The sequence below is a fragment of the Sulfurimonas sp. genome, from assembly GCF_041563495.1.
GTDB lineage: Bacteria > Campylobacterota > Campylobacteria > Campylobacterales > Sulfurimonadaceae > Sulfurimonas.
Map to the genome: position 1 here is coordinate 132,057 of NZ_JBFFMZ010000006.1, position 13,544 is coordinate 145,600.

General features: G+C 35.2%; 11 protein-coding genes. 6 read left to right on the forward strand and 5 right to left on the reverse strand.

Annotated features, from left to right (window positions below):
• Window position 1: 1 nt before the first annotated feature.
• On the reverse strand, window positions 2–964 hold the full coding sequence (locus ABYK18_RS08210; RefSeq protein ID WP_373036178.1) for a glycosyltransferase family 9 protein: 963 nt from the start codon (window positions 962–964) through the stop codon (window positions 2–4).
• A 3-nt stretch (window positions 965–967) separates the two neighbouring features.
• A complete protein-coding gene (locus ABYK18_RS08215; RefSeq protein ID WP_373036179.1) occupies window positions 968–2,293 on the reverse strand; it encodes a UDP-glucose/GDP-mannose dehydrogenase family protein in 1,326 nt (441 codons plus the stop codon).
• 226 nt (window positions 2,294–2,519) lie between these two features.
• On the opposite strand from ABYK18_RS08215, the gene ABYK18_RS08220 reads away from it, so the two are divergent.
• The 6 genes from ABYK18_RS08220 to ABYK18_RS08245 all read left to right on the forward strand — a co-directional run bounded on the left by ABYK18_RS08220 (window position 2,520) and on the right by ABYK18_RS08245 (window position 10,326).
• Window positions 2,520–4,283, forward strand: coding sequence for an LTA synthase family protein (locus ABYK18_RS08220; RefSeq protein ID WP_373036180.1), 1,764 nt, complete (start codon window positions 2,520–2,522; stop codon window positions 4,281–4,283).
• Window positions 4,265–5,539 carry a glycosyl hydrolase gene (locus ABYK18_RS08225; protein WP_373036181.1) on the forward strand — a complete coding sequence of 425 codons (1,275 nt, stop codon included), beginning with the start codon at window positions 4,265–4,267 and terminating at the stop codon, window positions 5,537–5,539. The genes ABYK18_RS08220 and ABYK18_RS08225 overlap by 19 nt, the downstream gene beginning before the upstream one ends.
• 8 nt (window positions 5,540–5,547) lie before the next feature.
• Window positions 5,548–6,213, forward strand: a complete 666-nt coding sequence (locus ABYK18_RS08230) for a phosphatase PAP2 family protein (protein WP_373036182.1) — start codon at window positions 5,548–5,550, stop codon at window positions 6,211–6,213.
• Window positions 6,210–8,123 carry an LTA synthase family protein gene (locus ABYK18_RS08235; RefSeq protein WP_373036183.1) on the forward strand — a complete coding sequence of 638 codons (1,914 nt, stop codon included), beginning with the start codon at window positions 6,210–6,212 and terminating at the stop codon, window positions 8,121–8,123. The genes ABYK18_RS08230 and ABYK18_RS08235 overlap by 4 nt, the downstream gene beginning before the upstream one ends.
• Window positions 8,124–8,192: 69 nt before the next feature.
• Entirely contained in the window at window positions 8,193–9,176 is a 984-nt protein-coding gene (gene waaF, locus ABYK18_RS08240; RefSeq protein ID WP_373036184.1) for a lipopolysaccharide heptosyltransferase II, read from the forward strand.
• Complete coding sequence (locus ABYK18_RS08245) at window positions 9,166–10,326, forward strand: NAD(P)/FAD-dependent oxidoreductase (RefSeq protein ID WP_373036185.1); 1,161 nt, start codon at window positions 9,166–9,168, stop codon at window positions 10,324–10,326. Before waaF ends, ABYK18_RS08245 begins: the two co-directional genes overlap by 11 nt.
• Window positions 10,327–10,344: 18 nt before the next feature.
• Here ABYK18_RS08245 and ABYK18_RS08250 read toward each other — a convergent pair whose 3' ends face one another.
• From ABYK18_RS08250 to rfaD, 3 genes are read right to left on the reverse strand one after another with little or no spacing between them, the layout of a single operon-like run.
• A complete protein-coding gene (locus ABYK18_RS08250; RefSeq protein WP_373036186.1) occupies window positions 10,345–10,938 on the reverse strand; it encodes a YfaZ family outer membrane protein in 594 nt (197 codons plus the stop codon).
• Complete coding sequence (rfaE1, locus tag ABYK18_RS08255) at window positions 10,938–12,362, reverse strand: D-glycero-beta-D-manno-heptose-7-phosphate kinase (RefSeq protein ID WP_373036187.1); 1,425 nt, start codon at window positions 12,360–12,362, stop codon at window positions 10,938–10,940. Before rfaE1 ends, ABYK18_RS08250 begins: the two co-directional genes overlap by 1 nt.
• Window positions 12,362–13,369 (reverse strand): ADP-glyceromanno-heptose 6-epimerase, encoded by a 1,008-nt coding sequence (gene rfaD, locus ABYK18_RS08260; RefSeq protein ID WP_373036188.1) that lies wholly within the window; start codon window positions 13,367–13,369, stop codon window positions 12,362–12,364. Before rfaD ends, rfaE1 begins: the two co-directional genes overlap by 1 nt.
• Window positions 13,370–13,544 lie beyond the last annotated feature (175 nt).

The window sequence follows — 13,544 nt, forward strand, 5'->3', positions numbered from 1 at the left end:
CTTAACTGTTTTCTAGCTGTTTTTTTACGTCCATAAACATTTTACTTCTTTCTTTTTGTTCAAGCGGAATCATAAAATGCTGTTGCTTTTTTTCATCTCCAACACTTTTCCACCTCTTCGAACTTGCGAACAATGTATCTGCAAAGAATGTCATAGTTGGTGTTCCGACTAAAGATGCCAGATGATATGTCCCCGTTGAAGTACTCACGAAAAGTTTAAAATTACTTATTAGTTTTGCAAAATATGTTATGCTCTCCTGCGAAAAATAAAGGACTACATTATAAGCCATAAATCTGGTTTGCATCTCTTCATAAAGCTCTTTTTCATCGGGACCGAATGTCAGTACGACTTGGTATTTGTTTTGTATTAAAACAGCATGTATAAGCTCTTCATATTCATCAAGGTTCCAATTAGCATCTGATGAACCGCCAAAGCCTACATGAAAAGCAATAATCTCTTTTTCTATATCATTGTTTATGCAAAAAATTTCATATATCTTTTTAGCATCTGTAAATTCTAAAAGAGTATGTCTATATTTTAAATCTATTGTAGGAAAGAGTGTTTTCGTAAGTTGTAAGTTGTATTCAAACTCAGCCATCTTGACTTCGCTGCGTCTTTGTTTGACTCTATTTGTGTAAAAGATCTGTGCTATCTTTGTTGCAGGCGCTATTCGTTTTGGTATTTGGGCTAAAAACTGAGCAAAGGCTATACGGGTGTTTGAAAAAAGAGTTATTGAGGCGTCAATCTTTAAAGCGCGAAGCTCCGATGCAAAATTCCAGATGCCTTGTCCACCGTCAACTATAACTTCATCAATAAAATCACAAGACTCAGCCAGAGTTTTGTTAAGCGGTGCAACACAGGCAATGATCCTATTACCAGGGTTATGATGTTTTAGCACATACATCGTCGGTAGTGCCGTTATAAAATCACCAAGCTTATCCGTGCGACATACAAGAATATTCAACTCTTAGTTCACACCTATCTGGAAATATTCAAAACCGTACTCATTCATTTTTTCTTTGTTGAATTGATTTCTGCCGTCAAAAAAGATTGCATTTTTAAGCAGTTTTTTCATCTCTTCAAAATCTGGACTTCTAAATTCCTGCCACTCTGTTACAAGAACTAAAGCATCTGCACTTTTAAGTGCTTCATATTTACTATCAGCATAAGAAACTTTGTCATTACCTTTTAAGTAGTGAGTCTCTGCTTCATGTCTGGCTTTTGGGTCGTAAGCAACAATATTTGCCCCTCTTGAAGTCAGCTCGTTTATGATTGTTATAGAACTTGCTTCTCTCATGTCATCAGTCTCAGGTTTAAAACTAAGTCCCCAGACAGCAAAAGTTTTTCCATCTAAATTTTCACCGAATCTAGCAATTACTTTATTGCTCATTACATACTTTTGATCAAGATTAACCGCTTCAACAGCATCTAGTATTCTAGGGTTGTATCCGAAGTCTTTCGCTGTTTTTGCCAATGCCTGAACATCTTTTGGAAAACAACTTCCTCCATATCCGCAACCCGGATAGATAAAGCTGTAACCTATACGACTGTCACTGCCGATGCCGTTTCTAACTTTATTGATATCTGCTCCAACTCTCTCACAAATCTGACTCATCTCATTCATAAAAGATATTTTAGTAGCAAGCATTGCATTTGCAGCATACTTTGTCATCTCGGCACTTTTAATATCCATACCAATAAACCTATCATGATGTTTCATAAATGGAGCATACAACTCTCTCATCAGTGTCATAGCTTTTTCGCTCTCTGCACCTATTACTACACGATCCGGATGTAAAAAGTCTTTGATAGCCGCACCCTCTTTTAAAAACTCAGGGTTAGATACGACATCAAATTTTATTTCAACGCCTCTACGGTCTAGTTCAGCCTGAATTGTTGCTTTTACTTTATCGGCAGTCCCAACTGGAACTGTTGATTTATCCACTACTACCATATAATCTTGCATAGACTCACCAATAGTTTTTGCAACAGCCAAAACATACTTTAAATCTGCGCTTCCGTCTTCACCCATCGGAGTTCCGACAGCTATAAAAGCGATATTTGAGTTTTTAATTGCCGCATCAGAATCAGTAGTAAAATCAAGTGTTTTATTTTTATAGTTTTCTAACGTCATATCTTCTAATCCGGGTTCATAGATAGGGATAATACCTTGCTTTAAATCTTGTATTTTCTTCTCATCTATATCCACACACGTTACACTGTTTCCCATCTGAGCAAAACATACTCCGCTTACTAAACCAACATAACCCGTTCCGATAACTGATATTTTCATTAAACAATTCCTAAATAAAATAATTTAGGAATTTTACCTTAAAAAGGATATAATTTGCCTTATTTTTATAGGATTATTTTTGCAATTTAAAAACAGGTACACTCAAGTTATTTCAGCCGTCATATTCAGTATTTTACTTTTTTCGATTATAAGACTTTTCTTTTATATTTCTTATCTTGAGTATTTCAGTGATCTCACTTTTGTTGAAACTATAAAGTCTTTTTTTATGGGCATTCGTGTAGATATTGCACTAATATTCACATTTACCTCTATCATATGGCTAATACTGCTTTTACCATTTAAATTTACAACCGACAAAAAATACAGAAGCTCCCTTGGAGTTTTATGGGGAGCTATATTAGGCGGTATTATCTTCTTTAATATCGGTGATATCTTATATTTTGGATTTGTTAACAGGCACCTGAATAATGAACTTAGTCTAATTGGAAACGATGTTGGGATTTTAGTAGATATGGTAGTTGATTTTTATCTTCTACAAACCATACTCGGTACTCTATTTTATTTTTTAATCGTATATTTTTTCTATAGAGTGTTTAATACTGACATACAAAACAAAAACATAAGACAAAGAGAGTGGGCGAATATGCTGCTTGTTATAATCATTTCTTTTATCGGGATTCGCGGGAAACTTGACGGTATATCATTTGGTACTTCAGATGCTTTTGCCGTAAATAAAGTATCTTCGGGTAACTTGGCACTTAATGGTTTTTTCTGCTACTACCGTGGTGGGACTATACAGTGTACAGATCACTCAGCAGTAAAACCGCAAGAAGCCATACAAAGAGTTAAAAAGAGTTTGAATTCTGAAAAATTTGAATTTATAGATAGTAGCTTTCCGTTAATGAGAAAGAGCAGAAACACTACTAAAAAAGGTTATAACGTAGTCATTATAATGATTGAGAGTCTAAGTGCAAGATATTTAGACGAGCTTGCACACAACAACTTCAAAGTGACACCTACACTAGACAAACTGGCAAAAGAAGGCCAACTCTTTACTAACTTCTATGCGAATGGGCAGAGGTCACAAGAAGGAATCACAACAATATATACCGGACTTACTCAACCTGTAGGTTTTGAAAACTTAGGTGAAGGACTGGAGCTTTATAGCCCTTCTTATCTAGGTGACATGGCACATAAAAACGGTTACTCCACTCTAGCTATGCAGAGCTCAGATAGAGGTTCATTTAGAGTAGATAAGCTAAGTGCACTTGCCGGATTTAGAGAGTACTATGGAGCGGAAGATATTGAACGAACAGGAGATGAAACAGGACAACCAAACTATGGTGCTTGGGATGGGAACAGCTTAAGATTCTTGTCATCAAAATTAAAGACGATAAAGGAACCATTTGTAAGTTTTTGTTTTACTGCTTCAACACACTCTCCGTTTTATTCTCCAGGTAAAAAGTGGGAAAAATATCCTCACGATGTAAAATCTGAAAATGGATTTCTTAACACACTCAATTACGTAGACGTACAGATAAAAGAGTTTATGCAACGCTCAAAAAAAGAGCCTTGGTTTGATAACACAATTTTTATCTTTACAGCTGACCATGCCAACCAAACAAAAATCAGTAATGAAAAAAATGTAAATACGGCAAATACCTATCTACCTGAATTTCATATACCTTTAATCATATATGCTCCTAAAATAATAGAACCTAAAAGATCAGATATTATATCTTCTCATAGTGATATCATCCCTACAATTATAGATATTCTAGGATGGAAAAATCCTTTTACAACTATAGGCAATTCTCTTTTTGACAAAAGCGTTAAAAATAGATTTGCATTTGTTAAGATGGGAAGTATTGTAGGACTTAGTGATTCTGACGGTTCAATATACTATAACTTCAAAGACCTTATCAGTAAAAAAGGTTCTATTTCTGATGAAAATAAACAACTGCTTCTAAGCATAGACTCTGCACAGGCATATCTACTTAAAAACTCAAAATGGATGAAAAAAGATTGAAAGCTCCATTTTCATGGGATAATTATTCCGATCAGCCTGCGCAGTTAAAAGACAAACAATATAAAAAGCAGATGCGCCAACGTGAGTTTTCATCTTTATTTAAAACAGTTGTAACTGCTATTATCATCCTTCCTCTTTCGCTTATTGCGATGCCATTTATAAAAAGAAAAGAGATTAAAACCGATGATTTTTTTTCTATGGGTGTTGATTACCAAAGAGAGCCTGAACTGACACTGGAACTTTTAGAAGAATTGGATGTAAGCACTATTTTAATCCGTCTAAAACTCTGGGAATTAAACACTCTTGAGGAGTTAAAAGATTTTATATTAAAAAACAAAGAGAGAAGAATCATACTTAAGATTCTTCAAGATAGAGAACATATAGAAGACTTAAACCTTTTTGAGAAGGATTTAAGAACTATATTTGAAGCTTTACATAATCATGTTGATATTTTTGAAATCGGTTCAACTATTAACAGAGCGAAATGGGGATTTTTTTCTGTTGATGAATATAACCGATTTTACAAGACTGCCTATGATTTAAAAGAAGCAGAGTTTCCAGATGCTAAACTCATAGGAAGCGGAGTCATAGATTTTGAATACCATTTTACGGCTCATACTCTTTTTAATTTTTTCAAATACAAATACGACGGAATTGCCGCTCTACTCTATGTTGACAGACGCGGTGCTCCGGAAAATATGCAGATGAGTTTTAATCTCTTGGATAAAATAGCCTGGTTAAGCACTATGGTTTGGATGAGTCCAAAGACTAAACATTCGTTACATATAACCGAGACAAATTGGCCTATTACAAAAACAGCACCATATGCACCGACAAGTGAGCATGAATGTGTAAGTGAAGAACTATATGCAGATTTCATGCTTAGATACTATCTCTTATCACTTGCATCTCAACAAGTAGACTCTCTCTCTTGGCATCAATTGATTGCTCCCGGTTATGGACTTATTGACAACAGAAACAAAATAAGAAAACGCTCGGCTTACGATACATATAAGTTTATGATTAAAAACCTAAAAAATGCCCAGTTTTTAAGACTCGATATCAAAAGAGGTTATTATATTCTTCAATTTTTACGTAACAACAGACTCTTGCAGATTCACTGGACACTAAAACCTACCACTATAAAGAATGATGACTTTTTTGAAGTATATTCGATGGATGGCAAACTTATAGAAGATGAAATTTTATCCATTGGTTCGTCACCTTTATATATATACATAAAAGACGCGGTATAATTGCGATTATGAATAAAAAACATTTAAATGTAAAACTCTATTTCTGGTTGCTTTTTTTAATATCATCATTAATTTTTATCTTCATCCCACAAATAGATCTATCAATTGCATCTATATTTTATGATGGAAGATCATTTCCTCTCAATGGCTCATGGATAGAAACTATACTGTACCACTCTGTAAAGCCTATAATCATTTTCTTCGCATTAGCAAGCTTTGCTATATTTATATATAACCATATTAAAAAGAAAAATGTTTTTGGAATAAATTCTAAAGTACTGCTTTATATCATTTTAGTCCTTGCAATAGCTCCTGCACTGATAGTAAATACCACACTAAAAGAAAATTGGGGAAGAGCAAGACCTGCACAAACAATCGATTTTGGCGGACAAAAAGAGTTTACCCCTGCTTTTATACTCAGCAATCAAGGTGGTTACTCTTTTTCTTCAGGTCACACCGCCGCTGCCTTTAGTCTTTTAGGTTTTGCGCTTTTAGCTAGAAAGAGACAAAAAACATTTATAACTCTTGTTTTAATCTACGGAACGTTGGTCAGCTTGGCAAGAATGGCTGCAGGCGGTCATTTTTTCAGTGATGTTATGACATCGTTTTTTATAGTCTGGATTACTACACATATCTTGTATAAGCTGATATTTAAAGAGGATTCCATCTCTTGAATAAAAATCAGTTCACGCAAATATTAACACTCGTAATTTTTAGTTTTATTGCCATGATGGCTATAAGAATAACTTTATACAACTTCTATATAGGTGATTTTTCAAACCTTTCAAGCAGAGAGTTTTATGCCTCGCTTTTTATGGGTTTCCGTGTGGATATGATAACAATCTTCACTTTCTCTTCTTTATTTGTTTTAGCTCTTATTTTTATAAAACAGCCAAAGACAAGAGCTAAAGTTGCCGTACTTTGGGCCGTTGTTTTAAACATTATTTTTATACTCTCTTTTAGTGACGTACTTTACTATGATTATATTCACAGACACATTTCAAATGAGATATTCAACCTTAATGACGATATGGACATAATATTCGGTATGGCATTTGGCTCGATGCTCTCTTATACACTTGGTGCCATTCTGATAAGCATATTATTTTTATATCTTGTTTATAAACTCTTCTCATCAAACTTGGATAACTATATATCCGGGAAAAAATTGGTAGTTCTGACATTTGTCACTATTTTAATTCTTTTTATCGGCATTAGAAACAGTTTTGCAGGTAAAAGTTTTGGAAGCAGTGACGCATTTGCGGTAAATAAAGTCAGTAGCGGAAACTTGGCATTAAATGGATTTTTTACAATATATAGAACTGCTAAAAAAACAGCCAATCATAATCTCATTGCTTTAGATAAAGCTTTACAGACAACCCAAGATGCATTAACAACTCCAAATGCTCCGTTTACAGATAAAGAGTACCCTCTTCTTCGTCAATACTCTAAAAAAGACAAAGAAAAGTACAATGTAGTAATCGTACTGCTTGAATCTTTTGGTGCCGAGCATCTTGACGGCTTTACCCACTACAAAGAGTTAAACGTCACACCATATTTTAAAAAACTTAGCAACGAAGGGCTGAAATTTACAAACTTTTACTCAAATGGATACCGCTCCATCTTTGGAATAACATCAATATTCACGGGAGTAACTATTCCTGCCGGTGCACAATATTTAGGTAAAGGGTTGGAGCTATCCAATCTCAGTTATCTGGGAAATGTTGCTAAAGCAAACGGTTACTCGACTATCTCCATGCAGGCTGCCAACCGCCGTTCATACAGAGTAGACGCAATTAGCGCTCTATCAGGTTTTGATGAGTATTATGGCGCGCAGGATATGCCGAATGTAGAAAATATTGATGAAGGCAGAGAACCGTTAACGGGAACATATGACTTTAATATGCTTGATTTTTACCATAAAAAATTAAACACTATGAAAGAGCCGTTCTTAGGATTTGCTTTTACGGATTCCACTCATTCTGATTATCATCTTCCAAGTAAAAAGTATGAGAGATATCCACATGACCTTAAAAACTATAACGGTGCATTAAATGCCTATATATATTCAGATGATTCCATCCGCCGTTTTATGGAGAGCGTAAAGAACGAGCCTTGGTTTGAGAGAACAATCTTTATCTTTACATCAGACCACGGAAGCGGAAATGCACTAAATCCTATTGCACGAGAGTATCGTCCTGATGATAAACCACTTGCTTCGATTGAGCATTTTAGAATCCCTCTTATCATCTACGCACCAAAAATATTTAAACCCAAAGAGATAAAAACTCTCGGCGGACATAATGACATATTCCCTACAATAGTAGACATGCTTGGATGGAAAGCTGAAATAACCACTATGGGCAGTTCACTCTTTGACAAAGATGTAAATGAAAGATTTGTTTATTTGTATGCAGGAAATCTTATAGGTCTTATTGCAGACAACGGCTATATCAAATACAATTTTAAAGATATTGTGGAAAAATCAGGAAGCGAAGACAACGTAAAGAAAATGAAAAAATTGCTCTTTAGTGTAGATACTGCCGAGGCTCAACTATTAGATAAAAATAGGTGGACTAAATAATGTTAAGAACTCAAAGTGGAAAGTGCCATTGGTTAGCACTTCTAAAAGTTCAATGCAGGGAGGCACTAAATGCCGAGTCGTAAGATACTCATTATTCTACCTAACTGGCTCGGAGATGCTGTTATGACTACTCCTGCTATTGAACTTTTGGCATCTCACTACAAAGATGCAAAGTTTACGTTTGTCGGCAGTTATGTGAGCATCGAAGCACTAAAACATCACCCTCTTTGTGAGAGAGCAGTTGTTGATGAGACAAAAAAAGCACCAAACAGAATTCTAGCAACATATAAACTCGCACGAGAACTTGGTAGATTCAATCTGGCTGTAAACTTTAGAAACCAACTGCACGCTTCAATCCTTTTAAGATTTACAAAAACGGTAGTGTGCATCTCAAGACAATCTTGGCACTCCATGTTTTTACTCTCACACACACCAAAGATTTCAACTTCACAGCATCTGGTAAAGCAATATTGTCAATTAGCTATGTCAGATGCAGAGCATTGGAATGGCAATATTCCAAATTTAGCACTATATATAAAACCAGTGAAGTTTGACAGACCGACACTTGCCATCAACGCCGGTGCTACTTATGGAAGTGCAAAACGCTGGTATCCTGAACGCTTTGCCGAGGTTGCAAAAGAGTTTTCAAATAAATTTGACATCATGATTTTTGGTGGACCTAACGAAGTTGAAATGGCTTCTGAAATAGAGTCTAATTTAAAAGATTATAGTGTGCTGAACTATCGAAACTTAGCAGGTAAAACAAACATAGAAGAACTTTGTGCAAACATCGCAGGATGTTCACTATTTATTACCAATGACAGCGGACCAATGCATGTAGCCGCAGCATATCAAGTACCGACAATCGCCATATTCGGTCCGACAAAATACAAAGAGACTTCTCAGTGGATGAACGAAAAAAGCACTATCATCAGACATGAGATGAATTGCTCTCCATGTATGAAAAGAGAGTGTCCGCTTGGTCATCACAACTGTATGAAAAGCATTACAGCTAACGAAGTCATAGAAGCAGTAAAAGATCTTGGATTCTAAAGTTTACGATTTTTTAATCATTGGAGCAGGCTCAGCCGGATGCGCTAGTGCTTATTTTTTACAAAAAAGCGGCAAAAGTGTGGCTATCGTTGACAGAGAAGCAATTGCCGGAGGTGCTAGTGGAGCTGCCGGGGCATTTCTTTCTCCTCTTCCTGGTAAAAAAAACAGTTACAACTCTTTTGTAAATGAAGCCTTGAATTTCTCAATAGATTTTTATGAAAAACTAAGCCCTGATTCTATCAACAAAAAAGGTGTGCTACGAGTCCCATATGATAATTTCTCAAAAGAAAAGTTAGAGAACAATGATATTGAGTATGAATATTTTGATTACAACAAACTCAAAGATATATCAAAAAACTTTAAAGAAATAGACGGCTATTTTTATAAGAATGCAGCAGTTATAGAGCCTCTTAGTATTTGTAATAAAATGGTGCATGGATGCGACTTTTACAAAAAAAATGTTGATAAATTAGTTTTTAATGACGGTATTTATTTTGTAGAAGATATAAGAGCGAAGAACATCATTTTGGCTCAAGGTGTTAGCAAATCTTTAGTTAAACACCCATACATGGAAATATCTCCCATATTTGGACTTAGAGTTGATGTTAAGACAACAACAGAGGTTCCATTTAACATTCATAAATCTATCTCTATATCAACGAATAAGCATGATGATACCGTAGCTATCGGAGCAACTCATGAAAGACATGATTCATCTCAGCTAGAGTGTACAACAACTTGTGACAAATGCATCTTCTATGTAGACCATGAAAAGGAACAGGTTAACTTGCTCTTAGATAAAGCTAAAGAATTAATAGACTTAGAAAATCTGGAAGTTCTAAAGACATACAAAGGTGCAAGAGCCACAATAAAAAGCTATTTTCCCGTTATTGGCAAAATAGTGGATTATGAAAGTTCGTTGAAAAAACATCCATCTATAAAAAACGGTACAAAGATTTCTCAAGAGATGCTCGAGTATTATCCAAATATGTATACCATAAATGCTCTTGGTTCAAGGGGATTTGTTTTTGGTCCATATCTCGCGAAGATATTAAGCCAAAATATTTTATACGGGTCTGTAATACCAAAAGATATCTCGACTCAAAAACTCTTCTTTAAAGCGGCAAGAAAAGACAAATCACAGCTCTAAAAAAGAGCTATTGATTAATCAAAAAGCGAATTTAACTCCAACATATGCCGACTTGTTATAAGTTTTGTCTCCGCCTGTAGATGACGTATAGTTAGTATCTATAGATCTATACCCCAGAGTCACACTTGCGTTTTTGATTACTTCAAGATCAAGAGAAGCACGATACTCTAAAAAACTCTTAGCATCTTGCATAGATAAAACTTCAGGTGCATAATATAAGGCTCCTCTTAGGTATAGTGGAAATTTATCACTAAATGCAAATTTATAACCTAATTCAGCTCCTAAAGGTATACTAGTGAAATTTTTTGTTGCATTTAACTTAACTCCCAATCCGATTACAAGATCCGTCGCTTCTACTTTTCTTTGCATTAAAAAATTTGCTTCAACATAATCCTGCATTTGACTGCTGCTTGTAAAATCACTGTTATCTACACTTCCATGAAGTATTTTAGCACCGACAAATACAGTATCAGGTTCAACATTTTCATTAAACTGACCCATGTCAACTTTTGCACCAAACTCTAAATCCTTATCATTAACATTAAGCTCTACATTATGCATTGCAAAAGCAGATGCCGCACATATTGCAAGCAGTCCAAGTTTTTTAAACATTATTTTCCTTGTATTTTCTGGATTGTTTTTGTTGTACTTTTGCCGTTAACAAAATCAACAAGTTTCAACTCACTAGCAAATTCAGTTCCAACAACAGCTTTTCCTTTGTAATCACCGCCCTTTACAAGTGTATCCGGTTCTATCATTTTTATCAGATTATGAGGAGTATCTTCTTCAAATGGAACTACATAATCAACAGCTTCAAGTGCAGCCAATATATAAGCCCTGTCTTGTGCGATATTTACAGGACGAGACGGGCCTTTAAGTCTTGATACCGACTCATCCGAGTTCAAGCCTACTATGAGGACATCACCAAAACTTTTTGCTTCTTGAAGGTATTTAACATGTCCGACATGCAAAATATCAAAACAGCCGTTTGTAAACACGACCTTTTTGCCGCTTATCTTACAGCGTTTTACAATCTGCTCTATATCTTCAAAGCTCTTGATATGGGCATCTGATGTACTTTTATGTAGAGATGCTTCATACTCCTCTATCTCGGCTAGAGTTACAGTAGCAGAACCTATCTTACCTACAACGACTCCGGCAGCCAAGTTTGCAAACGACGCAGTCTCTTCAATACTCTTTCCTGCACTAAGTGCAAAAGCGATGGAAGCTATAACCGTATCACCAGCTCCGGTAACATCAAACACTTCTTTGGCGACCGTAGGAAATCTTTTTACTTGCGTTTCATAAGTAGCGATTCCGCCTTCAGAGAGTGTAATTAGAGAGATATCCAGATCAACTTCATTTTTAAGTTTAAGAAGAGCTTCTTTTAAAGATTCATCATCTTTAATTTCTATATTTGTTGCTAATATTGCTTCTTTCTTATTTGGAGTTAGTAGATATGCTCCTTTATATTTTGAAAAATCATTCCCTTTTGGATCAACTAAGACTTTTACTCCGTGTTTTTTCGCAAGAGAAATAACACCTTGACAAAGTTCTGTAGTCAAAATACCCTTTCCATAATCAGACAGTATGAGAGCATCATAAGAAGATATGTTTGTCGAGATAGAGTCTAATATTTTTTTCACAGATTCATTTTCTATCTCGTTTTTACTCTCTTTATCATATCTGAGTATCTGCTGACTTACTGCAATAATGCGGCTTTTTTTAGATGTTTTTCTACTTTTTTGAACAATGAGATTTGAATCATCTACATTTATAGCTTTTAACATATTTCTTAGTTCCAAGCCGTTATCATCATCGCCTATAACGCTGCTGACACTTACTTTTGCCCCTAGAGCATTAAGATTGTTTATAACGTTACCGGCTCCGCCAAGGACTGTCGTCTCTTTTGCTATTTCTACGACTTGAACGGGCGCTTCAGGAGAGATTCTATTACAGCTGCCCCAGAGATAATGGTCAATCATAAGATCACCGATAACTAATATATTAGGGGTAAAGTTTTTAAGAACTTTCATTACTTTACTTCTTCTTCATATATTCTTCTAATCTCGTCTACATATGATTTAATACCGTCTTCCATCTCAAATCTAGGTTCATACCCTAGAGCTTCTCTTGTAGTGGCAATATCTGCTTCAGTATGGAACTGATAACTTCCTATAAACGGATTTGGAATATATTCACAAGTCAAAGATGTCCCAAGTTCACGCTGTAAAATATCTACAATATCCTGAAAGCTTCTTGCCTTACCTGTTCCGACATTATAGATGCCGCTATCTTTTGGGTTCATAGCTTTTATATTGGCTTGAACTATGTCCTCTATGTATATAAAATCGCGAAGAATCTTATCGCTGTCTTCAAAAAGTCTAGGATTTTTACCTGCTAATATCTGATGCCCAAACTGCAACACCATAGATGCTGTAGTGTTTTTAAAATATTCACCTTTTCCGTAAACATTAAAATATCTGAGTCCAACTATAGATATATCAGACTCTTTCATATATTGACGGCTTAGATTGTCCATACTTAGTTTTGAAAAACCGTAGACATTCTGCGGAGCTTCTCTTCCTACTCGCTGAGGAGATTCTGCATTTCCGTAAGTTGCCGCAGAAGATGCATAGATCATATTTGCGTCATGTCTTATCGCCAATTCAAGAAGGTCCTTGTAAGCATTGACGTTTGTCTTGATCATTAAGTCTTGTTCTAAAGCGGTAGTATCAGAGATAGCGGCTTCATGAAAAATATAGTCAAATTTGTAGTTTATCTCTAAATCAAGAAGTAGTTCTTTATCGTTAATATCTCCGCTAATAACTTCGCCTGTAAAACCTATAAGGTTCTTAAAATGACCAAAACTTTTTAAGTTTCCATTAGAAAATGTCTCTCCGCTTCTAAAACTATCTAAAACTACTACTTTTGCTTCTGGATGGTTATTTTGAAAGTAAAAAGCTAAATTCGAACCTATAAAACCAGCTCCTCCAGTGATTAAAATTGTTTTGTCTTTTAAATCGTCTTTTATGTATCTCATCTACTCATCCATGTCATTTTATTTTAATAAAATAATACACTATAATTCATTAACATGTATTTAAGAGTCAAATCACTATAATTGGTTCGAAAATTAATCTAAGGAAAAAAAATGAAAAAAATCGTAATCGCTTCAATCGCTACTTTAGCACTAGCAACAGCTTCAATGGCAGCAG

Coding starts and splice junctions, on each gene's coding strand:
- waaF (WP_373036184.1), top strand. CDS start 8,193: ATGCCGAGTCGTAAGATACTCATTATTCTACCTAACTGGCTCGGAGAT.
- ABYK18_RS08230 (WP_373036182.1), top strand. CDS start 5,548: ATGAATAAAAAACATTTAAATGTAAAACTCTATTTCTGGTTGCTTTTT.
- ABYK18_RS08225 (WP_373036181.1), top strand. CDS start 4,265: ATGGATGAAAAAAGATTGAAAGCTCCATTTTCATGGGATAATTATTCC.
- ABYK18_RS08250 (WP_373036186.1), bottom strand. CDS start 10,938: ATGTTTAAAAAACTTGGACTGCTTGCAATATGTGCGGCATCTGCTTTT.
- ABYK18_RS08220 (WP_373036180.1), top strand. CDS start 2,520: ATGGGCATTCGTGTAGATATTGCACTAATATTCACATTTACCTCTATC.
- rfaE1 (WP_373036187.1), bottom strand. CDS start 12,362: ATGAAAGTTCTTAAAAACTTTACCCCTAATATATTAGTTATCGGTGAT.
- ABYK18_RS08215 (WP_373036179.1), bottom strand. CDS start 2,293: ATGAAAATATCAGTTATCGGAACGGGTTATGTTGGTTTAGTAAGCGGA.
- rfaD (WP_373036188.1), bottom strand. CDS start 13,369: ATGAGATACATAAAAGACGATTTAAAAGACAAAACAATTTTAATCACT.